Raw genomic sequence first — 21,972 nt, 5'->3', positions numbered from 1 at the left:
GCACGACACAATGCAAACAGACTCCATACACGTGATGCCCTGGCGGATCGAAGATATTGATCTCAGCCGCATCGACCGGCAGCGCGCGGTCGTCAATGAAGATCTGCTGTTGCTGCTGTGTGCGGCGTCGTTCATCGAAAGCGGCACCGATCTTTACACCAGCAACCTCAGCACGTTTTTCAACGACGACCCCGAAGTTTCAGCGTGGCTCAACAATGAATGGGAGCCCGAAGAAATGCAGCATGGCCGGGCACTGAAGTCCTACATTGCTCACGTGTGGCCGGAATTCGACTGGGATACGGCCTTTCACAATTTCTTTGAAGAGTATTCAAAAACCTGTTCGGTCGAGGACTTCGAAAAGACGCGTGCGCTTGAAATGGTGGCGCGTTGTGTGGTCGAAACGGGTACGGCGACGCTGTATCGGGCGATCGGCGAGTGTTCCGATGAGCCGGTGCTCAAGCAGATCACCGACAACATCCGCACTGACGAAGTCCGTCACTACAAGCATTTTTTCAAATACTTCAAGAAGTACAACAAGATCGAGGGCAACGGCCGTCTGGCCGTGCTAGGCGCACTGATGCGTCGCGTGATGGAAATCAAGAACGAAGACTCGGAGATCGCGCTGCGTCATGTATTCGCGATCCGCTATCCTGAACGCGTGAACGATCCGGTCTACAACCGCGAACGCGCGGCGCGCATCAATACACTCGTGCGTCGCAACCTGTCGGCGGACATGTGTGTGAAGATGCTGCTGAAGCCACTGGATCTGCCTGCGAAGATTCAACCGGGCGTGCACTACCCGCTTGCGAAGATCACGCAACACGTGTTCTTTCGCTGATCCTTCGCAGGCGTTGCGCAGCCTGTCCCGGATACCGCGACAATGACCCGATGGCCCGCCTGCGCGGGCCATTCTTTTTCGACTACTGACCGGAGCGATGCGATGACAGCTTCATCTGATCGCGAGAGAGCACTTGAACAGGACGTCTTCGACGAATGGCCACCTCAGCTGCGTGCGGCATTCGACGGCACGTCGCTCGAAACGAAGACCGGCTTTACGGCATCGCTCGTGACGCTCGATGCGAATGGCCATTTACGGACATCGCTCGTTGGCGTCGGTGAGCTGTATGCGCCCGATTCGCGAACGGTGTGCATCGCGTTGTGGCCGCAGTCGCGGGCGGCGCGAGCGCTGGCTCGTGGCGGACGGGCGGCGCTCACGTTCGTATTCGACGATGCGTTCTATCAGGTGCAGCTGGACATCCAGCGTTTGCCTGATGCCGGAGACGGCCTTGCGTGCTTCGCCGGTTCGATCGATACAGGCGAGGCGCAGCGCGTGCGTTATGCACGCCTGACTGGCGGCATTACGTTCGAGCTTGAAGGGCAGAGGGAGACGGTGCTCAATCGATGGAAACTACAGATCGAGCACCTGAAGAAGGCGGCCGGAGCGGTGCCCGGCCGTTAGACAGCCCACCCGCGCTCGAGCGCGGGTGGGTTGCCGTTGTGCTCAGCGACCGCGTTGGCCGCCGTTGCGCGACGGATGTGCGCTACGCGGCGCGTCGCCGCGCGGCTTGCCGCTCAGCAGTGCACCGGGGCCGCCACCTTGCGGCTTGCGAGGTGCGTGGTTAGCGGCGCCGGCCTCGTGCGTGACGGCACGCGGCTTGTCGTGGTGACGGGTCGTTTCGTGACGGGGGTTGTCCTTGCGTACCTGAGCTGGTCCGCTGCTACCGGGTTTCGCGCCTTGAGGCCTCGCCTGCGGTTGCTGTTGCGACGTGCCGCTGCGCGAACCGGAACGCGGCTGCGCCGCGCCCTCACGCTTCGGCGCGCCTTGACCCTGACGCGGCTGACGACCGCCACCACCGCCACCGCCGCCCTGACCGCGCCGCAGGATCGGTTCCGGCTTGGCGTTCGGATCCGGCTCGAAGCCCGCGATCACTTCCTGAGGCACTGGCCGCTTGATGAGCTTCTCGATGTCCTTCAGCAGTTGCAGTTCGTCGACGCAAACCAGCGACACCGCCTCGCCCGTCGCACCGGCGCGGCCCGTGCGGCCGATACGGTGCACATAGTCTTCCGGCACATTCGGCAGGTCGAAGTTGACGACATGCGGCAACTGGTCGATGTCGATGCCGCGCGCGGCGATATCGGTGGCAACCAGCACCTGCAGCGTGGCGTCCTTGAACTCGGCCAGCGCGCGCGTACGCGCCGACTGGCTCTTGTTGCCGTGAATCGCGAGCGCGCTGATGCCGTCCTTCGCCAGCTGTTCTGCGAGGCGGTTCGCGCCATGCTTCGTGCGCGTGAACACCAGCACCTGGAACCAGTTGTGCTGACGGATCAGGTGCGTGAGCAGTTCGCGCTTCTTGTCGCGATCGACCGGGTGAATCTTCTGCGCGACCGATTCCGCCGTCGTGTTGCGACGGGCCACTTCGATCAGCGCCGGCGAGTCGAGCAGATTGTCGGCAAGCGTCTTGATTTCGTCGGAGAAGGTGGCCGAGAAGAGCAGGTTCTGGCGCTTCGGCGGCAGCTTCGCGAGCACGCGCTTGATGTCGTGAATGAAGCCCATGTCGAGCATGCGGTCGGCTTCATCGAGCACGAGAATGTCGAGTTGCGACAGATCGATCGTCTTCTGCTGCATGTGATCGAGCAGTCGGCCAGGCGTCGCGACGACAATATCGACGCCGCGCCTTAACGCATCGATCTGCGGATTGATGCCGACGCCGCCGAACATCACAGTCGACTTCAGCTTCAGGTATTTACCGTACTGGCGCACGCTTTCCTCGACCTGCGCCGCGAGCTCGCGCGTCGGTGTGAGGATCAGCGCACGCACCGCGCGCTTGCCCGATGCGTTGTTGACGGGTTGCATTGTCGTCAGGCGCTGCAGGATCGGCAGCGTGAAGCCGGCGGTCTTGCCGGTGCCGGTCTGCGCGCCGGCGAGCAGGTCGCCGCCGTTGAGGACGGCAGGAATCGCCTGCGTCTGGATAGGTGTAGGGGAGGTGTAGCCCAGTTCGTGAACAGCACGGACCAGCGGTTCGGACAAGCCGAGGGAATCAAAAGACATAGATACTCTTTGCAAATGCAGATGTGGCGACCCGCGCCTGTGCAGCCAGGAGGCGCGACTAATGACTCAAGGCCGAAGCCTGACTGAGGCGGAGGCTGATCGCCGGGAAATCGGCGGTACGCTCGCAGGCGCACCGAATGCATCAACGTGCTATCAAGACACGTCGACTGGCGTTAAGTTGCATTTCGCCGTCGTGGAATGTCACGCGACATAGCGCGCAACACTGACGAATTGACACAGACTGCCGGCCAGCACGAACAGGTGCCAGATGCCATGTCCATGCCGGATGCGCTCGTCGTTGATGAAGAAATAGATACCGACGCTGTAGATGATGCCGCCGGCCACGAGCCATGCGGTGCCCGCAGGAGGCAATGCCTCCACCAGCGGACGAATGGCAACGAGCGCGAGCCATCCCATCAGGACATACAGCACCATCGAAACGCTGCGGGTGCGTCGCCCGAGCGTCAGTTCCTGCACGATACCGAGGGCAGCAAGCCCCCAGCTCACGCCAAACAGCGACCAGCCCCACGGACCACGCAACGTGACCAGCGTGAACGGCGTATAGCTGCCGGCGATCAGCAGGTAGATCGCCGAATGGTCGCATTTCTGCAGGATCGCCTTGAGACGCGGATTGCGAACACTGTGATAAAGCGTGGAGATAGCATACAGCACGAACAGCATCGCACCGTACACCGCGAAGCTCACGACCTTATACGGATCGCCGGCAAGCGCGCCCATCGTCACGAGCGTCGCCAGCCCCGCCACCGACAGCATCGTGCCGACGAGGTGGGTAATGCTGTTGAAACGCTCACCGATATGCACGGCTCTTTCTCCTGCCTGCCTTCATGTGCCTCATCGGGCGCCTTCATGCTACACGCGTCGGGCACCGGCCAAAAAACAAGGGGCGCGGCCGCGATGTTCCGCTGACCGCGCCCCGGTACATCCGACGTCGCTCAATCGAGCGGCGCCGAACGCAGATCGCTCACCTGTTGCGGCGACACCGCCGTGCCGTGGTTGCCCCACGACATACGGATGTACGTGACAACTGCAGCGACTTCCTGATTCGACAGCGCCTGCGCGAACGGCGGCATGCCATAAGGCGATGGATTGCCATCCGTGCTCGGCGGATAGCCACCGTTGAGCACCATGCGGATCGGGTTGACTGCCGACGGCATCTGGATCGACTGGTTGTTCGCGAGCGGCGGGAAGTGCGGCGGCCGGCCGAGACCATTCGCTTCGTGACACTTCGCACAGTTATCAGCGTAGATCTTTTGACCTTGCTTCAATAGTTCGCCACCGAACTGTTCCGAGGTTTCGAGCTGCAGGTGTTCCGGTGCTTCGCTCTTTTGCGGAATCGTCTTCAGGTACGTGGCCATCGCCTGGATGTCTTCGTCCGACAGGTACTGCAGGCTGTTGTGGACGACTTCAGCCATCGGACCGAACACCGCTCCGCGATTCGACACACCGGTCTTCAGCAGATCGGCGATGTCCTTCGGATCCCAGTCGCCGAGACCCGCTTCCCTGTTCGACGTCAACGACGGTGCAAACCAGTTCTGCAGCGGAATCAGGCCGCCTGCAAATGCAGCCGAATTCACCGGGCCACCCATCGCGTTGATCGACGTGTGGCACATGCCGCAGTGGCCGAGGCCTTCGACCAGGTAAGCGCCGCGGTTCCATTCGACCGATTTGGTCGGATCCGGCTTGAACTCGCCTTCACGGAAGAAGAGCGTGCGCCAGCCGATCAGCAGGTTGCGGTTGTTGAACGGGAATTTCAGTTCGTGCGGACGGCTCGGCACGTTCACCGGCGTCACAGAGCGCAGGAACGCATAGATCGCGTCCGAATCGGCGCGTGTGACCTTCGTGTAGCTCGTGAACGGGAAGCCCGGGTACAACAGGCTACCGTCCTTCGAGCGACCCGTGTGCATCGCGCGGTAGAAGTCATCCGCGGTCCACTTGCCGATGCCGTATTCGTCGTCTGGCGTGATGTTCGGCGTGAACATCGTGCCGAACGGAGTAGCCATCGGCAGGCCACCGGCGAATTGTTTGCCGCCACGCACCGTGTGGCACGCAATACAGTCGCCGGCGCGGGCGAGGTACTCGCCCTTCTTGATCAGCGCGGCCTGATCAGCGGGCGTTGCCGCGACGGCCGAACCGTTGTGCAGGTTGTCGCCGCCCGACCAGAGGACGGGAACAAGCGCGGCAGCCGCCGCGACGACGACTGCCGAAAGTGCGAACAGGGACTTGCGTTTCATTTGAATATCTCTCCCGGTGCCTTATTGCGGTTCGCTGCCGCAGGCAAGCGGAGTCTTCAACGAGCGGGCTGGAGCCGGCACGGGGTTTTGCGGTGCCGGTTGCGTGGAAAGCCACACAGCGACGGCGTTCACGTCTTCATCGGTAAGGCGCGTGGCGATGGTGTGCATGCAGTCAGGCTCGATGGCATGACGCGAACCCGAACGCCATGCGCCAAGCTGCGCGCTGATGTAGTCGGCATGCAGGCCCACGAGACCTGGAATCGCCGGTTCCATGCCGGTCAGTTTCTGGCCATGGCAGGCCGCGCAGGCGGGGATGTTACGCGAAGGATCGCCGTTGAAGACGATCTGTTTGCCGTGCTCGACCACCGAGGCTGACACGGTCGGCTTTGCCGGCGTCGGATACGGCGGACGCTGTTGCGAGAAGTACGTCGCGATCTGATGGAGATAGTCGTCCGAAAGATACGTGACGAGGTAGTTCATCGGCGGGTACTTGCGGCGGCCTTCGCGGAAGTTCCTGAGCTGGTTGAACAGATAGTCAGCCGGCTTGCCAGCGAGACGCGGGAAGTAGTCGTTGTCCGTGCCCTGACCGTGGGAGCCATGGCATGCCGTACACCCTTGCACGCGCGCTTCCATCGTGTCCGGGGCTTTCGGCTGGGTCTGCGCTTTCGCAGCGCTGAAGACGCCTGCACTGCCGATCAACAGAACGGCGAGCAATGGGCGGAAAATGCGTCTTGAAGACACGCGTAACTCCATCAAAATCGGGGACCAGACCGAACTTCGAGCGGCTCGGTGTTGAAGGCAGCCGGCGCTGCGGCGACGCAGCATTCTATCATCGATGGGTGATGGTGACTATTTGGCATGTTGTCCATGGTTCCATCAGTAGACGTCCGTGCGGCAGTTTGACGCAGAGGCAGTCGGTGCCCTCATCGGACGGACTTTCGTCAGGCACGTTGAACCGTCGCGCGGGAGTCACATCGAAGCGTACACTCGCGGTCTTGCCGGCTAACTGCCGCGCCGTCTGCGTTTCTTTCCGTTTTCATTTTCTGACCTGTCCAATCCGTTCATGAAGCCAATCGATCCTTCCTGCCTCTCGCCGCGCGCCTTGCGTGCTGCGCGTGTGACGGCGGCATGCGCCACCGCACTCGCGTTCTCGTCCACCGCGTTTGCCCATGCGCTACCGACCTCGCGCGAGCCGGCGCCGAACGCCACCGTCAGCGCACCGACCCAGGTGACGATTCACTTCAGTGAGCCCCTCGAACCCGCATTCAGCAAGATCACGCTGACCGATGCGAATGGCGGCGCGGCTGTTGCCGGTGCCTCGGAAGTCGACCCGCAGGACAAAAAGACCATGCATCTCGCGGTTCAGACGCTCGCACCCGGGCACTACACGGTGCATTGGAATGCGGTGGCGAGCGACGGCCATCGCACCCACGGCGACTATGCCTTCACCGTGAAATGAGGGTCGACGGACTGTGGATCGGGCAGGTCGCAATGGCCGCGCTCATGAACGTCGCGTTCGCGTTTGCCGTCGGTTCGGCGCTGCTGGGCGCGTGGCTCGCGAAAGATGGCATACAGACCGTGTCGCCGGCGCGCGCGGCCTGGTTGCGTGCGCAACGGTCGCTGGTGACGGGGGCGACCGTGCTCGTGCTTGCCGACGTCGTCTGGCTGCTGTACCAGAGCGCTTCGATGGGCGGCGTGGGTTTGCCGGAGGCGATCGGCATCGTACCGACCGTGCTGTCGCAGACGCACGTCGGCTATGCGTGGAGCCTCGCCTTCGGGGGCGCGGTGGTCTTGCTGCTGACTTCGCTTGCCGGCCATCAGGGCACGCTTCGCAATGCCTTGCTGTGGCTCGCGGTGATCGCGATCGCAGCCGGCAAGGCCTCGCTTGGGCATGCGGCTGACGCGGGTCCGGCGTCGGCGGCGATCGGCATGCACACGTTGCATGTGCTCGTGACAAGCGTCTGGGGCGGCCTCGTGCTGGCGGGCGGCCTGGGTGTGGTGCCGGCCCTCGGTATCTCGACGGCGCGCGGCGTGATGATCCGCACGGCGGGGCAGCTGTCGAACGTGTCGCTCGTGGCGGTCGTGTTCGTGTTGCTGACCGGTGCGTTCAATGCGGCGCGTGGCGCGGGCGGCTCGTTCGAGGCGATCGAGGTCAGCACATGGGGTCACGTTTTGACGCTGAAGCTGATCCTGGTCGCGCTGGCGCTCATGCTCGGGGGGCTCAACCGCGTGTCGGCGCTACCGCGCCTGCGCCGGACCGCCTCGACGATGGATGCGCACACGTTCACCAATGTGCTGTATCTCGAAGCGCTTGCGATACTTGGCGTGTTTGTCGCGGCGGCGGTGCTGGCGCACAGCATTCCGGGGTTCGCCGCCCTGGGCTGACCGGCGCAGGGACAGGTCCCACGCAACAAGCGCCGCACAGCAAACCTGTGCGGCGCAAGCATACGAACGACACGGCGCGAAGCCGGTGATTCCGTGACTGCTCTCGATGCCGGTCAGGAGGCGAGCACGTGCGCCCGCTTCAGCATCGCTTCCGAAAACATCTCCTGGCGCAGTTCGCCGTCGCAGCCGGTCCAACGGCAGATCAGCCAGGTTCCCGGAGCAAACAGTAGGGGACCGACCCAGGTGGCCGTCATCGGGCGGTCGCTGGAATGCGAGGTCAGGACATCGCCGGTCCGTTTCTGTTGGGGGGCGTTAGCATCGTGAGCGTTTCATCGATGAACAGGGGGCGTTACTCGTAGCCTAACTTATGGGCGAGGATCGGCGCAAAGAAGAGTGCGATCGCGGCGCCGGCAACCTTGCCTTCGAGTTCGGCCGCCGCGGCGCGCGAGCCGTAGACGTGCGTCAGCAGATCGAACAGCTGCGGCGCGCAGTACAGCGCGGCAGCGGCGATGAAGCATTTCTCGACGACGGAAATGCGCCAGCCACGGTCGTACGCGACTGCCGCGAAAATGATCCGCAGCACCCCGAAGACGACCAGTGCGCCTACCGCTGCCTGCTCGCGAATCAGATAGTCCGGGACAAACTCACCCATGTCAGCCTCTGGCTTTTGTCGTTTGCCTGCGATATTGCAAGGAGCGGGCCAGAAGTGACAGCGGGTGCAAGTGTTATGTGCGAAGCCTTGTGCGGCAAGGCTTCGCGAAAGGTGGGCGGGCCATGGCCGCGCAGTTACCGATGGGTTCTTCAGAAAAAACGCCTTGAACGATACGAAACTGAAACGGCTTCGACGCCGCGTCACGTAATGTCGGAGTTCGGCATGTATCAAGAATGAAAATCGGGCGATCCGGCCGCCTTGTTCGACGAGGCGCTGCCGTCAGGTCGGCCTTCAGGGGATTTGCCCAGGCAGGCGGGGCTGCGGGGTGCAGCAACAACCACAAACGAAGACGCCGCCTTGCAGGCGGCGTCTTCGCTCATGGTGGGATTACCACTCCGCGACGCTGCCGTCCGCGTGACGCCACACCGGATTGCGCCAACGATGGCCGACCTTCGCCATCTCGCGCACTTTTTCTTCGTTGACCTCGATGCCGAGGCCAGGACCCTGCGGAATCGACACAAAGCCGTCGTCGTATTTGAAGACTTCCGGATTCTTGATGTAGTCGAGCAGGTCGTTGCCCTGGTTGTAATGAATGCCGAGACTTTGCTCCTGGATGAACGCGTTGTAGCTGACGGCGTCGATCTGCAGGCAGGTGGCCAGCGCGATCGGGCCGAGCGGGCAGTGCAGCGCGAGGGCGACGTCGTACGCTTCGGCCATCGAGGCGATCTTGCGGCACTCCGTGATGCCGCCCGCGTGCGACGCATCGGGTTGGATGATGTCGACGTAGCCACCCGCCAGAATGTGCTTGAAGTCCCAACGCGAGTAGAGGCGCTCGCCCAGCGCGATGGGCGTGTTCGTCTGGTTGACGATGTCGCGCAGCGCTTCGGCGTTTTCCGATAGCACCGGCTCCTCGATGAAAAGCAGCTTGTAGGGGTCGAGTTCCTTCGCGAGCACCTTTGCCATCGGCTTGTGCACGCGGCCGTGGAAGTCGACGCCGATGCCGATGTCCGGTCCGACGGCTTCACGCACTGCCGCGACGTTGTTGATGACGCCCTGAACCTTGTCGAAGGTGTCGATGATCTGCAGCTCTTCGGAGCCGTTCATCTTGACTGCCTTGAAGCCGCGTTCGACGACAGCGCGGGCGTTGTTCGCGACGTCGCTCGGACGATCGCCGCCGATCCACGAATACACCTTGATGCGGTCGCGCACCTGGCCACCGAGCAGCGCATGCACCGGCACGCCGTGATGCTTGCCCTTGATGTCCCACAGCGCCTGGTCGACGCCGGCGATCGCGCTCATCGTGATCGGGCCGCCGCGGTAGAAGCCGGCGCGGTACATCACCTGCCAGTGATCTTCGATCAGCAACGGGTCCTTGCCGATCAGATAGTCGGAAAGCTCATCGACCGCTGCCGCAACCGTGTGCGCACGGCCTTCGACCACAGGCTCGCCCCAGCCGACAACCCCTTCGTCGGTCGTGATCTTCAGGAAACACCAGCGCGGTGGGACGATGAAGGTTTCGAGTTTCGTGATTTTCATGGCGGGAGTCTCCTGATTGCCGCGTCGGGCTGATCGTGATTCGTCGATCGTGAATCGATCCGGGAGCCACATCGTACAACAAAATCGCCTTTAAGTAGTATTAATAGTACTATTGGTGGAGATTGTTCCGCTTCCAGCATGGCGGTCCGCCGACGGGATGCCGGATAATCGCGGTCGTTCCAACAATAGATAGCGCCGCAAGGCGTGGTGGAGAACAGCCATTCAGCACGATCTGCACGGGCGCGTCGCCTATCTGCTCGCGACGGCCATCCTGCGTGGCGACTACGCGCCCGAATCCATCCTGCCGCGCGAGGCGGAATTGATGGAGACGTTTGGCGTGAGCCGCACGGTGCTGCGCGAGGCGTTGCGGACGCTGACATCGAAAGGCTTGATTGAATCGCGTCCGCGGGTGGGCACCCGGGTGCGGCCAAAACGTGCGTGGAATCTGCTCGATGCCGATGTGCTCGACTGGTACTCGCGCGTCGCGCCACCTATGGAATTCGCGCTCAAGCTGCAGGAAATGCGCGAGATGATCGAGCCTTACGCCGCCGCGCTCGCCGCCTCATCCCACACTGAAGAAACATTCGATTCGCTTGAGGCCGCCCATTCTGCAATGGTGACGGCGCGAAATGTCGACGAATGGGTGCGCGCGGATCTTCGCTTCCATCTCGATGTACTGACGGCGTGCAGCAACGAATTGCTGATTCCGCTTGGGACATTGATCGAACGCACGCTTGAAGACCAGTTGAGGCTCAACGCGAAGCGGGCGGATGTGTTCAATGCGTCGCTGGCTGAACACACGGCGGTGTTCGAAGCGATCCGCGATCGCGACGCGGACGCTGCGCGACATGCGATGGCGAGTCTTCTGGGTGTGACGCGGGGAAGGATCGAGGCGTGAGCCTCGGACCATTGGCCTCAGGCTACTTCGTGTAGGGCTGGACCAGCTCGAAGCATCCGAAAAGTGCAGTCGGTGTTCTCGGTTTCGGCTCGAGCGCGTGCTGTTCGACACACTTGAACGCGCTCTGGTCCCGCTGGAGGTAGAACGTCTCGACTGAACCGGCCTTGCCGTGGGGTTCGCCGATCACTGAGACAATCCGGTAACCGTCTTGCAGGAGCGTCGCAAGGGTGGTGGGATTGGCCTGCCACTGACTGTCGGCGGCCTCGCCAGCGTGAACGGCGAACGTGACAGTCGTGAGCAGAAGGACGAAAGGACGAAGTTTCATCAGCGGATCTCCCTCTGGTTTGTGGGCGCGCCGCCGGTGCCTTCACGCAGAGCACGAAGCGCGCTACAAATTTCAATCATTCGACTACGCTCAATCGAGGCGGGTTCAGACTATGTTATTGCGCGCGGCCTTTTTTTGTCGGGTTCAGTAGTCAGGTTTCGCCGGCAACCACGTAGCGCTCGAGCGCACGCCCTCTTCAGCCGGATTGACGTAGAAGGCCGTCAAGGCGAAAAAAGACGTCACACGTTTCTTGCTGACAAGACTGCTGATCCTGATGGCGACGGGTGGCTACGCTCGTCAAGCGCTGCGCGATTCTCGCCTCGCGCTTCAGTCCGTTCGGTCGAAATAGCGCTTCTGCCCTCACGGGCGCCGGAATGCCGCGACCAAGAAAAAAGCCCGCCGAAGCGGGCTTTTCGTCAAGCTGACATCGATCAGAACTTGTGGCGGATGCCCACGGTCACGAGCGCTTGCTTGTTGCTGCCTGAGTCGCCGGTGGCCGAACCGATCACAGCCTGAGCCTGGTCGCCGGCCGGGTCTACCGTGCCAGACGCAAGCGCGTAGGCTACCTGTGCGTAAACGTCCGTACGCTTGCTCAGCAGGTAGTCGGTGGCCAGAGCGAACTGGTTGTACTTCGCCGACGAATTGCCGGTCGTATGCATGTACGTGTAACCGGCTTCTACCTGCAGCGGTGCCGAAACCTGCCACATCGCGTACACCGAACCCGTGTTGTACTTCTGGGCCCGCGTGAACAGCGAGCGTCCGTCAGCCGTATATTCGGCGTAGCTGTAGTAGCCACCCGCCGTCACCGGGCCAAACGTGTAGTTGCCGCCGATACGGGCATTGTTGATCGAGGAAGCGGTCTGGTACGCCGCGTTCACCGAGGTATTGAACAGGCTGTCCCACGTACTGGTGGTCCCAGCGAGGCGAGCGGCCAAAGTGTTGCCGTTGCTCAGGTGATAGTAACCTGCCGCCAGGTTCATCTGACCGAAGCTGTACGATGCCGCGCCGGCGTAGCTCTGACCCGAGCCGGTAGCGCCTGCTACACCGCCCAGCGAGTACATGCCCTCGAACTGGAAGCCAGCCCAGACCGGCGAGGTGTACTTGATCGAGTTATTGACGCGCGCGCTATTGTCTGCGTTGTCGATGTCACCCGGCGTGCTGAAGATGCCGCCGAGCCAGTTGTCGCCCTGAACCGGCTGAACCAGGTCAACCAGCGGATCGTACTGGCGGCCGGCCGTGACCGTACCCCACGTGTCGCCCGTCAGGCCGACGTACGCCTGGCGACCGAACATGCGGCTGCCCTGGCCGAGCTTGCCGTTCGTCGAGTTGAAGCCGTTCTCCAATACGAAGATCGTCTTCAGGCCACCACCCAGATCCTCTGTGCCCTTCAGGCCGAAGCGGTTGCCGGACATGTTGCCCGACGACATGCTGTACGAGTTACCTTTGCCGCCGTCGTTGTGAATAAACGTAAGGCCCGTATCGACGATACCGTAAAGCGTAACGCTGTTTTGTGCGTGGGCTGCGCCGGTGGCGCCCAGCATGGCCAGCGAGAGCGTTGCCAGTGTGGTCTTTTTCATCTGCGTCCTTGGTTTTAGTTAAAAGAATATTGCGGGGCAGAGGATACAACGGGACCTGGTTTGGATAATTTAATGTTGTGCCAATGCAACATTAAGTTCGTATACCTAACTATCTTGCCTCAAAAGAAGTCGTGTACGAATACACGACTCCATATCCGGGTGCAACTACAAACCATTCGTGGAGAATGTGAAAGTAACCGGACGGCGAATGTTAAGGGGATCGTTAAGTTGCGTCAAGGGTTCGAAAACAATTCGATTCTTTTCGGTCGTTGGCTTTTCTTCGCGCGGTTATGCGGGGCGGTGTAGCCTGGACCTGGCACTCGCGCGGTCGTTCGAAAAGACGAAAGCTCGGGGTCCGGAAGGGGTTGCAGCGCAGACCGCGCTGGTCGCTCGCGACGCTATCTGAAGGTAGCTGGGGTGGCCCGGTGCTGCGGCTTGCGCCCCTGCTGATAGTCGGCGTCGTCCTCATACTCCTCGCGCCGTGCGCGGTAGCGGTGGTGATTGCAGAATCGAGGTGTACGAACCCGGGGGAGCAGCGCGGCAATAATTAGAGTCTCTACTCAATTTTCGCGGTGAACAAAGATTTCCGAAGATAGGGGTTCTTGTTTGTGGATCGGTCGATATCTTGATAAGTTATACTAATATTATTTAGTAGGGTGAATGCAACAGACGGGAAGATAATCGCGCTCTTTTTTAAAGAGCGATATTTTTTCGCATAAACAGACTGAACCAATGGTGTCGCGGTTTTATCACGAGTACCCGTCTTTGCGAGCTGGGCCCAATTCAATATCTGCGACGAGGAGCGTGCTGCATTTTCGGGTTATCTGATTGGCGTTGACAGTGATGACCATCAGGCAGGCCGGCAATTTGCTATGGCTCGCAAGCACTCTGTCCAACAGGCATTGGCGGTTGTGAGCTTATTGTCAGGTTGATGCTGTGACTCTGGACGAGGGGAGCTATATGCAAATGGCATCAATCCCGGTCTTCAGGGCCGAATCTTTACTCGATAGTAGTGCCAGGCAGTGGTGGCGTTACGCGGCACCGGTCGATTCGGGTTTGTAAGTTGCGAGCCTGGCCGGAGACCAGGAGTCCTGGATTCAGGGATGCATGGCCGGACATCAAAACGCAAACCAGCTGGTCATTCTGTCGAAAAAGTCGCAGTTTCCGCTCTGTTTTTGGGTAGCGAAGAATATAAATACAGAGGTCTGGTCGAAGCCCGGCGCGCTCGTGCCGCAATCGAACCGCATTTTCGGTACTTGAGTGTGGTGGTGGAGGGGCGGTCAGCCAGGTTGATTCGAGTAATCTATTGCAACGGCAATCGCTTGACACAACTTGCCCTTCTCGCGGTGCGCGATTCTGTGTCCATCAAGACCTGCTTGCTGGCAGCGAAGGGCCTTCAGGTTGAACTTCGGCTAAAACCGACGGGTGCTATGAGGCTCGTCTCGCCAACCTTGATTCTTCCTCGTTGATATTTGCGGAATCGCACGCCATTACGAAGTGCGACCGCTAATCTGCGCTCGCGGTCTGCATTAAGAGTTGTTTTCTCACTTCCGTCGACCCGTTGAGTGGCAATGCAGTCAGTTTTGCCAGGCGGAATTCTTCGATACGAGGAGAGCGTCTGCTGTCGCATCCGCTCTGGCAAATGGGCAACCGGGACCCCGTAGAGAGGCTTGAAGGAGATAGCGCGTGAAGACGTGTCCACGCCAGCACCTGCTGTCTCAACCGCGACGCATGAAATAAAAAGCCCCTGAACTTCGTTAGAAGATTCAAGGGCTTGGTGCAACTGGTGGCGAATCAGGGATTCGAACCCCGGACCTGCGGATTATGATTCCGTCGCTCTAACCGACTGAGCTAATTCGCCGAAAGAAGCGAAATTATGGAGATGACGGCGGGGGCTGTCAACCCCCGCGCGTCACATTTTTGGACTTCCCATCCCCGAAGCCTCAATCCTCGGCGTAGATGTTCGAGTCCTTGGTCTCCTTCACGAACAGCATCCCGACCACGAACGTAACCAGCGCGATCACGATCGGATACCACAACCCCGAAAAGATGTTGCCCTTCGCCGCGACGATGGCGAAGGCGGTTGCCGGCAGGAAGCCGCCGAACCAGCCATTGCCGATGTGATACGGCAGCGACATCGACGTATAGCGGATCCGCGTCGGGAACATTTCCACCAGCATCGCCGCGATCGGACCGTACACCATCGTCACGTAGATCACGAGAATCGTCAGGATCACCACGGTCATCGGCCAGTTGATCTGCGATGGGTCGGCCTTCGGCGGATAGCCGGCGGCCTTGAGCGCCGCGCTGAGCGACTTCTCGAACGCCTTGCCCTGCTCCTTCGCGTCGGCGGCCCTGCCGTCAAACGTGTCGATCACGGTGTCGCCGACCTTGATCTGCGCCAGCGTGCCTGCCGGGGCAGCCACGTTGTCATAGTTCAGGCCGGCCCTCGACAGCGCGCCCTTCGCGATATCGCACGAGCTCGTGAACTTTGCCGTGCCGACCGGGTTGAACTGGAACGAGCACTCATCCGGGTTCGCGATTACAACAATCGGGGACTTCTGCTGCGCAGCCTCGAGCGCCGGGTTCGCGAAGTGCGTCAGGGCGTGGAAGAGCGGGAAGTACGTGAGTGCGGCGATCAGGCAGCCTCCCATGATGATCGGCTTGCGGCCGATCTTGTCCGACAGCGCGCCGAACAGGACGAAGCATGGCGTACCGATCAGCAGCGCCAGCGCAATCAGGATGTTGGCGCTGGTGCCGTCGACTTTCAGCGTCTGGGTCAGGAAGAAAAGGGCGTAGAACTGGCCCGTGTACCAGACGACCGCCTGGCCGGCGGTCAGGCCCACCAGCGCCAGAATCACGACTTTCAGGTTCTTCCATTGACCGAACGCTTCAGTGAGCGGCGCCTTCGACGTCTTGCCTTCTGCCTTGATCCGCGCGAAAGCCGGCGATTCGTGCAGTTGCAACCGGATCCAGACCGACACGCCGAGCAGCACGATCGACGCGACGAACGGAATGCGCCAGCCCCAGTCGCCGAACGCTTCTTCGCCCATGCTCGTGCGCACGCCGAGGATCACCAGCAGCGACAGGAACAGGCCGAGCGTTGCCGTCGTCTGGATCCACGAGGTGTAGTAGCCGCGCCGATTGGCCGGGGCGTGCTCCGCCACGTAGGTCGCCGCGCCGCCATACTCGCCGCCGAGCGCGAGGCCCTGCAGCAGGCGCATCCCAATGAAGATCACCGGCGACGCAATGCCGATCGCCGCGTACCCCGGCAGAAAGCCGACCACGAACGTCGAGATACCCATGATCACGATCGTGATGAGGAACGTGTATTTGCGCCCGACCATGTCGCCGAGGCGGCCGAACACGATCGCGCCGAACGGACGCACGGCGAAGCCGGCCGCGAAGCCAAGCAGCGTGAAGATGAAGCCCGCGGTCGGATTGACGCCGGAGAAGAAGCTCTTGCTGATGAAGGCCGCGAGCGAACCGGCCAGATAGAAGTCGTACCATTCGAAAACGGTGCCTAGCGACGATGCGAAGATCACCCGCTTCTCATCGTTCGTCATCGGCGCGTGCGAGATTTGCCCGCCAACGGTAGCCATATGTCGTCTCCAATATTGATATAAGCACGCGGTCCGCCCGACGAGGCGTTCCCGTGAGCCGATTATTGGAGCAAAAACTTACGGCCTACTGACGCATTGTCGCGAAATCAAGATCGATCTGCGTGTAACGATGATGCCGCGTATGGCATTGAAAATGCATCTATCTATCAATATCTGCTTCTATAAAGCAGAATGTGGCGTAGTCATGCCGGTGCCTGGAGGGCGTCAGTTAGGGTAAGTCCCGTGCACGTTCCAGCAGCCTCAAACTGACACGGACGAGTGTTCCGGCAAGTCGCGGCGACGTTTGATAGACGTTGTCGTCGATGCTGAGCGTGCCGCCGTGCATCGTCGCTATCTCGCGCACGATCGCGAGGCCGAGCCCGCTGCCATCGCCTTCCCGGCCGAGAATCCGGTAGAAGCGCTCGACCACCCGCTCACGTTCGGCGGCTGGAATGCCCAGTCCGGTGTCCTCGACTTCGATGAGCACGAAGTGTGCCGCCGGATCAGGCCGGACCCGCACCGTAACGCGCCCGCCTTCGGGCGTGTAGCGGATCGCGTTGTCGATGAGGTTCGAGAGCATCTCCCGCAGCATCACCGGATTGCCGTCGACTTCGATGCGCTCGTCCGGCTCGTCGGGTCCTTCGTAGCCGAGATCCATCTGTCGGGCGAGCGCGGCCTGCACCCAGTCCCGCACCGCGCTGCGTGCAACTTCCGTCACCTCCACGGGGGAGAAAATCTGCCCTGACATGCGGTTTTCCGCACGCGCCAATGCCAGCAGTTGCGTGACGAGCCGCGCCGCGTGCTCGGAACTGGTCGCGATCTGTTCGAGCGAGCGGTGCACTTCTGCCGATGCATCCTGGCGCAACGCCAGCTCGGCCTGCGTCCGCAGGCCGGCCAGCGGGGTTTTCATCTGATGCGCGGCATCGGCGATGAAGCGCTTTTGCAGCTCCATGTTCTGTTCGAGGCGAGTCAGCAGGTCGTTGAACGAGGTCACGAGCGGTTCGATTTCCGGCGGGGCGCGCCGGGCTTCGAGCGGAGACAGATCGTCGGGCCGGCGCGCGCGAATGTTCGATTGCAGCGCGTGCAACGGGGCGAGCCCGCGCGACAGTCCGAACCACACGAGCAGGATCGCGAGCGGCAGGATCACGAACTGCGGCAGGATCACGCCCTTGATGATGTCGTTGGCGAGCTGGCTGCGCTTGTCGAGCGTTTCGGCGACCTGCACCAGCACCGGCTGCGCGCCGGGCGTCTGCGGAAACTCGACGGTCGTGTAGGCGACCCGGATGTCGTTGCCGCGCAGCACGTCGTCGCGGAATTCGACGAGGCCCGGCTGCGGCCGGTCGTCCTCATGCGGCAGCGGCATGTCGTGGTCGCCGCTCACCAGTTCGCCGCGCGTGCCGAGCACCTGATAGAACACGCTATCTATATTGTCGGCACGCAGGAAGTCGCGCGTCGAATCGGGCAGCGACAGTTCGGCGACGCCATTGACCGGATGAATCTGCCGCGCCAGCACGTATGCGTCGGTTTCGAGCGCGCGGTCGAACGGCCCGTTTGCAATCGACTTGGCGACCAGATACGTCACAGCAATGCTCATCGGCCACAGCAGCAGGAGCGGCGCGAGCATCCAGTCGAGAATTTCACCGAACAGCGAGCGCGGGCGCGCGTCGGCGGCGGCTTCGGTTTCGTCCGGTGGGGCGAACGGATTCGCGTAGCGGGCGTCGCGGGCCTCGTCGTCGAGATTCGCGACGGGCGGCGCAGGGTGCCCGGCTTGCTCCGCGGCGTGCTCAGCGCGAGCGGGCATGCGCGATTCCTACTTGAAGTAGTGGCTGGCAGGCATCGCGCCGGGAGCCGGGGAAGAGGGCGAGGCAGGCGTTGGGGACGCGGGCGCCGGCGCCGCTTTCTCCAGGCAATAGCCTAGGCCGCGCACGGTGATGATGCGCACGCCGCTCGGCTCGATCTTTTTGCGCAGGCGGTGCACGTAGACTTCGATGGCGTTGTTGCTGACTTCCTCGCCCCATTCGCACAGGTGATCGACGAGCTGTTCCTTGGACACCAGCCGCCCGATCCGTTGCAGCAACACTTCGAGGAGGCCGAGCTCGCGGGCGGACAGATCGATCACCTGGTCGTTGACATAGGCGATGCGTCCGACCTGGTCGAACGACAGCGAGCCGTGCTTCACCACCGTCGGGCCCCCGCCTGCCCCACGGCGCGTGAGGGCGCGCACGCGGGCTTCGAGTTCGTTGAGGGCGAACGGCTTGGCCATATAGTCGTCGGCGCCCAGGTCGAGGCCCTTGACGCGCTGGTCGACGCTGTCGGCTGCCGTCAGGATCAGCACGGGCAGATTCGAGTTGCGCGCGCGCAGGCGCTTCAGCACTTCGAGCCCCGACATGCGCGGCAGGCCGAGATCGAGAATCAGGAGATCGAACGTCTGCATCGACAGCGCGGTATCGGCTTCGACGCCGTTCTTCACGTGGTCGACAGCATAGGCCGATTGGCGGAGTGATCGGACGAGGCCGTCCGCGAGTATGCTGTCATCTTCGGCAATGAGAATTCGCATGATGCGTTGAGGCTCTGGCATTGCCCGCGTCGTGGTATCGCCTGGCGCGCGGCGGTCTCCGAAAGTATTTGTCGTGGCGGCAAGTTTTCGCACGCGAGTTTTCGTACGTGTAGCGAAGCATGCGAATCGTGCTTGCCAAAACCACTGTTTTTTTATACAGTGTCTGCGTTCAGTGCGTTGCCTTGTGAAAGGGTTCCATACCCGGGGGCGGCACATCTGCCTCAGACGCCGTTCATCATAGCAAAGGACGATTCATGGAAGAAAGCAAGAAAGGCCCGGCTGGACTGACTGCTGAAAAGAGCAAGGCGCTCGCTGCCGCGCTCGCGCAGATTGAAAAGCAGTTCGGCAAAGGGTCGGTCATGCGGCTCGGCGCGGGCGAGGTAATGGAAGACATCCAGGTGGTCTCCACAGGATCACTCGGTCTCGACATCGCATTGGGCGTCGGCGGTTTGCCGCGGGGGCGCGTGGTCGAAATCTACGGGCCGGAATCGTCGGGTAAAACGACGCTGACGCTGCAGGTTATTGCCGAAATGCAGAAGATCGGCGGCACGGCGGCGTTCATCGATGCGGAGCACGCGCTCGATATCCAGTACGCCAACAAGCTTGGCGTGAACGTATCCGATCTGCTGGTTTCGCAGCCGGACACGGGTGAGCAGGCCCTTGAAATCGCCGACGCGCTCGTGCGTTCGGGTTCGATCGACATGATCGTGATCGACTCGGTCGCGGCACTCGTGCCGAAGGCTGAAATCGAAGGCGAAATGGGTGACTCGCTCCCGGGTCTGCAGGCACGTCTGATGTCGCAGGCACTGCGTAAGCTCACGGGCACGATCAAGCGCACGAACTGCCTCGTCATCTTCATCAACCAGATCCGTATGAAGATCGGCGTGATGTTCGGTAACCCGGAAACCACGACGGGCGGCAATGCGCTCAAGTTCTACGCGTCGGTGCGTCTGGACATCCGCCGTATCGGTTCGATCAAGAAGAACGACGAAGTGATCGGCAACGAAACGCGAGTGAAGGTCGTCAAGAACAAGGTCTCGCCTCCGTTCCGCGAAGCGATCTTCGACATCCTGTACGGCGAAGGTATCTCGCGTCAGGGCGAAATCATCGATCTCGGCGTGCAGGCGAAGATCGTCGACAAGGCAGGCGCCTGGTACAGCTACAGCGGCGAACGTATCGGCCAGGGCAAGGACAATGCGCGCGAATTCCTGCGCGAGAATCCGGACATCGCACGTGAAATCGAGAATCGCATCCGCGAATCGCTCGGTGTGAACGCGATGGCGGACGCGGTCGTGACGGGCGTCGAAGTCGCGGACGAAGAGGAGTAAGCGTCGCGTGATACGCAAGGGTCGGCCTGTATCACACGCAGGGCATGATGCGGGCGACCCGCGTGATGGTGTTGTGGTTGAGCCGCGCGAAAGTGGCTCTTCACACCCGTCAAGTCCTTCACGGCGAACGGCGCCGGATTCGTCCGGCCCGGCCTTATCGTCAGGCGACTTGTCTGCCTCTTTACCTGCCTCTGTACCTGTCCCTGCCTCGTTAGGGTCTTCGCAGGATTCATTCGATCCGTTCGAATCCTTCGATGCACATGATCGGGTTGCAGGACGCCTTTCGTCCGGCAGTGCCCGAACTGGCGCTGCATCGGATCAAGCACCCGAAGAAAGCACCTACACCCGGTCGCGCCGCGGATCTGGTGACGCGCCGGCTACCGGCAAACAACGCGCTTCAAACTCCCAACGTCCTGCCCCCTCGTTGAAAGGCCGTGCTCTCGGCTATCTGTCACGCCGCGAATACAGCCGTGCCGAACTGTCGAGAAAACTGGCGCCCTATGCGGAAGAACCGGATGCGCTCGAACCGGTTCTCGACGCGCTCGAGCGCGAAGGCTGGCTATCGGACTCCCGGTTTGCCGAAAGCCTGATTCATAGGCGTGCGTCGCGTCTCGGCACAAGCCGGATCGTCAATGAACTGAAGCGTCATGCGGTCGGCCAGACGTTGATCGAAGAAGCCGGCGCCCAGTTGCGCGAGACCGAGCTGGCTCGCGCGCAAGCGGTATGGCGCAAGAAATTCGGTCACGTTCCCGAAACACCCGCCGAGCGCGCGAAGCAGATGCGCTTTCTGGCAGCGCGCGGTTTCTCCGGGTCGACCATAGGCAAGATCCTGAAGGGTATCGACGAAGAGTGGCCGGACAGCAGCGAATAGCCCGTAATGTTAAGCCTGGCGGGGCTGCCGGATCGGCGCAGCTTCAAATACCCAGTATGCTAAAATTTGGTGGTTTTCCAATCCGGCCTTACCTCCCGCATGCCGCTTTCCCCGCCAGTCTCCCGTCAGTTGCGCCATCGTCGCGCAATCCGTGCGGAAGCCTATGAGCGCGAAGATGGTCTGTGGGATATCGAGGCGTGTCTCACCGACGCAAAGCCACGCGATGTAGCGCTTGCGTCGGGCGTCCGGACCAACGGTCAGCCGATCCATGAACTCTGGCTCCGCATCACGATCGATCGCAAGCTCAACGTCGTGGACGCACAAGCGTCGTCCGACTGGGTGCCCTATCCCGGTCAGTGCGAAGCCTCCAACCCCGCCTATCGAGCCCTCATCGGGCTCAATCTGTTCCACAACTTCCGTCGCGATGCTGCCCGTTTGCTGGCTGGCACGGCAGGTTGCACGCATCTCACCGAGTTGTGCGCGTTCCTGCCCACCGCCGCCATCCAGGCATTCGCGGGCGACGTATGGGATACCCACAATGGTGCGCCGGGGGAGACGTCAGGTTCTGGAGACGGGTCTGCCAGTGGTACGAACGGAGCGGCAAACGAGCCGGCAGGACAATCAATCGACAAACCGCCATTCCAGCTGGGTCGCTGCCACGCGCTGCGATTCGACGGCGAGGCGGTGCGACAGTTTTATCCGCGCTGGTATGGCCGCGCGCCGCGCACTGCGGAACAGGCAGTGGAACACGCGGGCGGTGCAGCCGACCGGACGGACCGCGCAAGCGGCGCGTCCCGCATCAGCGAAAAAAGCGGAAACGAAGTTCAATCCAACTCTCAGACTGAAGGGAATCACGCATGAAGATTCACGAGTACCAGGGTAAGGAAATCCTGCGGAAATTCGGAGTCGCGGTACCGCGCGGCAAGCCGGTATTCTCGGT

The 21,972-nt window shown here is 61.6% G+C and carries 20 protein-coding genes, 1 tRNA gene and 2 pseudogenes; 9 read left to right on the top strand and 14 right to left on the bottom strand.

Features of this window, described 5'->3' with window-relative positions:
* The first annotated feature begins 10 nt into the window (after positions 1–10).
* Both P3T23_RS25240 and P3T23_RS25235 read left to right on the top strand, forming a co-directional pair.
* Positions 11–838, top strand: coding sequence for a ferritin-like domain-containing protein (locus tag P3T23_RS25240; RefSeq protein WP_429318845.1), 828 nt, complete (start codon positions 11–13; stop codon positions 836–838).
* Positions 839–940: 102 nt separating this feature from the next.
* On the top strand, positions 941–1,459 hold the full coding sequence (locus tag P3T23_RS25235) for a hypothetical protein (RefSeq protein ID WP_429318844.1): 519 nt from the start codon (positions 941–943) through the stop codon (positions 1,457–1,459).
* 42 nt (positions 1,460–1,501) lie between these two features.
* Here the strand turns inward: P3T23_RS25235 and P3T23_RS25230 are convergent, their stop codons facing one another.
* From P3T23_RS25230 to P3T23_RS25215, 4 genes are all read right to left on the bottom strand, one after another.
* Positions 1,502–3,049 carry a DEAD/DEAH box helicase gene (locus tag P3T23_RS25230; RefSeq protein WP_429318843.1) on the bottom strand — a complete coding sequence of 516 codons (1,548 nt, stop codon included), beginning with the start codon at positions 3,047–3,049 and terminating at the stop codon, positions 1,502–1,504.
* Positions 3,050–3,250: 201 nt separating this feature from the next.
* Complete coding sequence (gene trhA, locus P3T23_RS25225; protein WP_429318842.1) at positions 3,251–3,871, bottom strand: PAQR family membrane homeostasis protein TrhA; 621 nt, start codon at positions 3,869–3,871, stop codon at positions 3,251–3,253.
* A 131-nt stretch (positions 3,872–4,002) separates the two neighbouring features.
* The gene (locus P3T23_RS25220) at positions 4,003–5,301 is read right to left on the bottom strand and encodes a c-type cytochrome (protein WP_429318841.1); all 1,299 of its coding nucleotides are present in this window, start codon (positions 5,299–5,301) and stop codon (positions 4,003–4,005) included.
* A 21-nt stretch (positions 5,302–5,322) separates the two neighbouring features.
* Positions 5,323–6,054: a c-type cytochrome gene (locus P3T23_RS25215; protein WP_429318840.1), complete on the bottom strand. Its 732-nt coding sequence runs from the start codon at positions 6,052–6,054 to the stop codon at positions 5,323–5,325.
* A gap of 310 nt (positions 6,055–6,364) precedes the next feature.
* Between P3T23_RS25215 and copC the strand changes: the two genes are divergently transcribed.
* Together copC and P3T23_RS25205 are read left to right on the top strand one after the other, a co-directional pair.
* Positions 6,365–6,760 carry a copper homeostasis periplasmic binding protein CopC gene (gene copC, locus P3T23_RS25210; protein WP_429318839.1) on the top strand — a complete coding sequence of 132 codons (396 nt, stop codon included), beginning with the start codon at positions 6,365–6,367 and terminating at the stop codon, positions 6,758–6,760.
* Positions 6,757–7,686: a CopD family protein gene (locus P3T23_RS25205; RefSeq protein ID WP_429318838.1), complete on the top strand. Its 930-nt coding sequence runs from the start codon at positions 6,757–6,759 to the stop codon at positions 7,684–7,686. The genes copC and P3T23_RS25205 overlap by 4 nt, the downstream gene beginning before the upstream one ends.
* Before the next feature lie 113 nt (positions 7,687–7,799).
* Here the strand turns inward: P3T23_RS25205 and P3T23_RS25200 are convergent.
* The 4 genes and pseudogenes from P3T23_RS25200 to dgoD all read right to left on the bottom strand — a co-directional run.
* Positions 7,800–7,970 (bottom strand): annotated as a pseudogene (locus P3T23_RS25200) (DUF2158 domain-containing protein); the annotation flags it as partial.
* A gap of 65 nt (positions 7,971–8,035) precedes the next feature.
* The gene (locus tag P3T23_RS25195) at positions 8,036–8,338 is read right to left on the bottom strand and encodes a hypothetical protein (protein ID WP_429318837.1); all 303 of its coding nucleotides are present in this window, start codon (positions 8,336–8,338) and stop codon (positions 8,036–8,038) included.
* 227 nt (positions 8,339–8,565) lie between these two features.
* The gene (locus P3T23_RS25190) at positions 8,566–8,718 is read right to left on the bottom strand and encodes a hypothetical protein (protein ID WP_429318836.1); all 153 of its coding nucleotides are present in this window, start codon (positions 8,716–8,718) and stop codon (positions 8,566–8,568) included.
* 7 nt (positions 8,719–8,725) lie between these two features.
* On the bottom strand, positions 8,726–9,874 hold the full coding sequence (gene dgoD / locus P3T23_RS25185; RefSeq protein ID WP_429318835.1) for a galactonate dehydratase: 1,149 nt from the start codon (positions 9,872–9,874) through the stop codon (positions 8,726–8,728).
* Between the two features lie 220 nt (positions 9,875–10,094).
* On the opposite strand from dgoD, the gene P3T23_RS25180 reads away from it, so the two are divergent.
* Entirely contained in the window at positions 10,095–10,772 is a 678-nt protein-coding gene (locus P3T23_RS25180; protein WP_429319007.1) for a FadR/GntR family transcriptional regulator, read from the top strand.
* A 22-nt stretch (positions 10,773–10,794) separates the two neighbouring features.
* On the opposite strand, the gene P3T23_RS25175 is transcribed toward P3T23_RS25180, so the two are convergent.
* The 6 genes from P3T23_RS25175 to P3T23_RS25150 form a co-directional block, all read right to left on the bottom strand.
* Positions 10,795–11,097 (bottom strand): hypothetical protein, encoded by a 303-nt coding sequence (locus P3T23_RS25175; protein WP_429318834.1) that lies wholly within the window; start codon positions 11,095–11,097, stop codon positions 10,795–10,797.
* A gap of 431 nt (positions 11,098–11,528) precedes the next feature.
* Complete coding sequence (locus P3T23_RS25170) at positions 11,529–12,674, bottom strand: porin (protein ID WP_429318833.1); 1,146 nt, start codon at positions 12,672–12,674, stop codon at positions 11,529–11,531.
* Positions 12,675–14,458: 1,784 nt separating this feature from the next.
* Positions 14,459–14,535 (bottom strand) — tRNA-Met (locus P3T23_RS25165).
* 82 nt (positions 14,536–14,617) lie between these two features.
* Positions 14,618–16,276 carry an MFS transporter gene (locus P3T23_RS25160; protein WP_429318832.1) on the bottom strand — a complete coding sequence of 553 codons (1,659 nt, stop codon included), beginning with the start codon at positions 16,274–16,276 and terminating at the stop codon, positions 14,618–14,620.
* A gap of 229 nt (positions 16,277–16,505) precedes the next feature.
* On the bottom strand, positions 16,506–18,077 hold the full coding sequence (locus P3T23_RS25155) for a sensor histidine kinase N-terminal domain-containing protein (protein WP_429318831.1): 1,572 nt from the start codon (positions 18,075–18,077) through the stop codon (positions 16,506–16,508).
* A gap of 9 nt (positions 18,078–18,086) precedes the next feature.
* Positions 18,087–18,833: a response regulator gene (locus P3T23_RS25150; protein WP_429318830.1), complete on the bottom strand. Its 747-nt coding sequence runs from the start codon at positions 18,831–18,833 to the stop codon at positions 18,087–18,089.
* A 254-nt stretch (positions 18,834–19,087) separates the two neighbouring features.
* On the opposite strand from P3T23_RS25150, the gene recA reads away from it, so the two are divergent.
* The 4 genes and pseudogenes from recA to P3T23_RS25130 all read left to right on the top strand — a co-directional run.
* Positions 19,088–20,161, top strand: a complete 1,074-nt coding sequence (gene recA / locus P3T23_RS25145; RefSeq protein ID WP_429318829.1) for a recombinase RecA — start codon at positions 19,088–19,090, stop codon at positions 20,159–20,161.
* A gap of 7 nt (positions 20,162–20,168) precedes the next feature.
* The gene (gene recX / locus P3T23_RS25140; RefSeq protein ID WP_429318828.1) at positions 20,169–21,032 is read left to right on the top strand and encodes a recombination regulator RecX; all 864 of its coding nucleotides are present in this window, start codon (positions 20,169–20,171) and stop codon (positions 21,030–21,032) included.
* 99 nt (positions 21,033–21,131) lie between these two features.
* Positions 21,132–21,893, top strand: a complete 762-nt coding sequence (locus tag P3T23_RS25135) for a DUF2889 domain-containing protein (protein WP_429318827.1) — start codon at positions 21,132–21,134, stop codon at positions 21,891–21,893.
* A pseudogene (locus P3T23_RS25130) lies at positions 21,890–21,972 on the top strand (ATP-grasp domain-containing protein); the annotation flags it as partial. The gene P3T23_RS25135 and the pseudogene P3T23_RS25130, both read left to right, overlap by 4 nt.

The sequence above is a fragment of the Paraburkholderia sp. GAS448 genome (assembly GCF_050435685.1).
Classification (GTDB): Bacteria; Pseudomonadota; Gammaproteobacteria; order Burkholderiales; family Burkholderiaceae; genus Paraburkholderia.
This window is presented reverse-complemented; position numbering and strand designations above follow the sequence as displayed.

What these genes read in the sequence shown, in the direction of transcription:
- P3T23_RS25170 (WP_429318833.1), bottom strand. Translation starts at nt 12,674, where the DNA reads ATGAAAAAGACCACACTGGCAACGCTCTCGCTGGCCATGCTGGGCGCC.
- recA (WP_429318829.1), top strand. Translation starts at nt 19,088, where the DNA reads ATGGAAGAAAGCAAGAAAGGCCCGGCTGGACTGACTGCTGAAAAGAGC.
- P3T23_RS25155 (WP_429318831.1), bottom strand. Translation starts at nt 18,077, where the DNA reads ATGCCCGCTCGCGCTGAGCACGCCGCGGAGCAAGCCGGGCACCCTGCG.
- P3T23_RS25235 (WP_429318844.1), top strand. Translation starts at nt 941, where the DNA reads ATGACAGCTTCATCTGATCGCGAGAGAGCACTTGAACAGGACGTCTTC.
- P3T23_RS25215 (WP_429318840.1), bottom strand. Translation starts at nt 6,054, where the DNA reads ATGGAGTTACGCGTGTCTTCAAGACGCATTTTCCGCCCATTGCTCGCC.
- P3T23_RS25195 (WP_429318837.1), bottom strand. Translation starts at nt 8,338, where the DNA reads ATGGGTGAGTTTGTCCCGGACTATCTGATTCGCGAGCAGGCAGCGGTA.
- P3T23_RS25175 (WP_429318834.1), bottom strand. Translation starts at nt 11,097, where the DNA reads ATGAAACTTCGTCCTTTCGTCCTTCTGCTCACGACTGTCACGTTCGCC.
- P3T23_RS25160 (WP_429318832.1), bottom strand. Translation starts at nt 16,276, where the DNA reads ATGGCTACCGTTGGCGGGCAAATCTCGCACGCGCCGATGACGAACGAT.
- P3T23_RS25240 (WP_429318845.1), top strand. Translation starts at nt 11, where the DNA reads ATGCAAACAGACTCCATACACGTGATGCCCTGGCGGATCGAAGATATT.
- P3T23_RS25135 (WP_429318827.1), top strand. Translation starts at nt 21,132, where the DNA reads ATGCCGCTTTCCCCGCCAGTCTCCCGTCAGTTGCGCCATCGTCGCGCA.
- copC (WP_429318839.1), top strand. Translation starts at nt 6,365, where the DNA reads ATGAAGCCAATCGATCCTTCCTGCCTCTCGCCGCGCGCCTTGCGTGCT.
- P3T23_RS25150 (WP_429318830.1), bottom strand. Translation starts at nt 18,833, where the DNA reads ATGCGAATTCTCATTGCCGAAGATGACAGCATACTCGCGGACGGCCTC.
- P3T23_RS25230 (WP_429318843.1), bottom strand. Translation starts at nt 3,049, where the DNA reads ATGTCTTTTGATTCCCTCGGCTTGTCCGAACCGCTGGTCCGTGCTGTT.
- dgoD (WP_429318835.1), bottom strand. Translation starts at nt 9,874, where the DNA reads ATGAAAATCACGAAACTCGAAACCTTCATCGTCCCACCGCGCTGGTGT.
- P3T23_RS25205 (WP_429318838.1), top strand. Translation starts at nt 6,757, where the DNA reads ATGAGGGTCGACGGACTGTGGATCGGGCAGGTCGCAATGGCCGCGCTC.
- P3T23_RS25190 (WP_429318836.1), bottom strand. Translation starts at nt 8,718, where the DNA reads ATGAGCGAAGACGCCGCCTGCAAGGCGGCGTCTTCGTTTGTGGTTGTT.
- P3T23_RS25220 (WP_429318841.1), bottom strand. Translation starts at nt 5,301, where the DNA reads ATGAAACGCAAGTCCCTGTTCGCACTTTCGGCAGTCGTCGTCGCGGCG.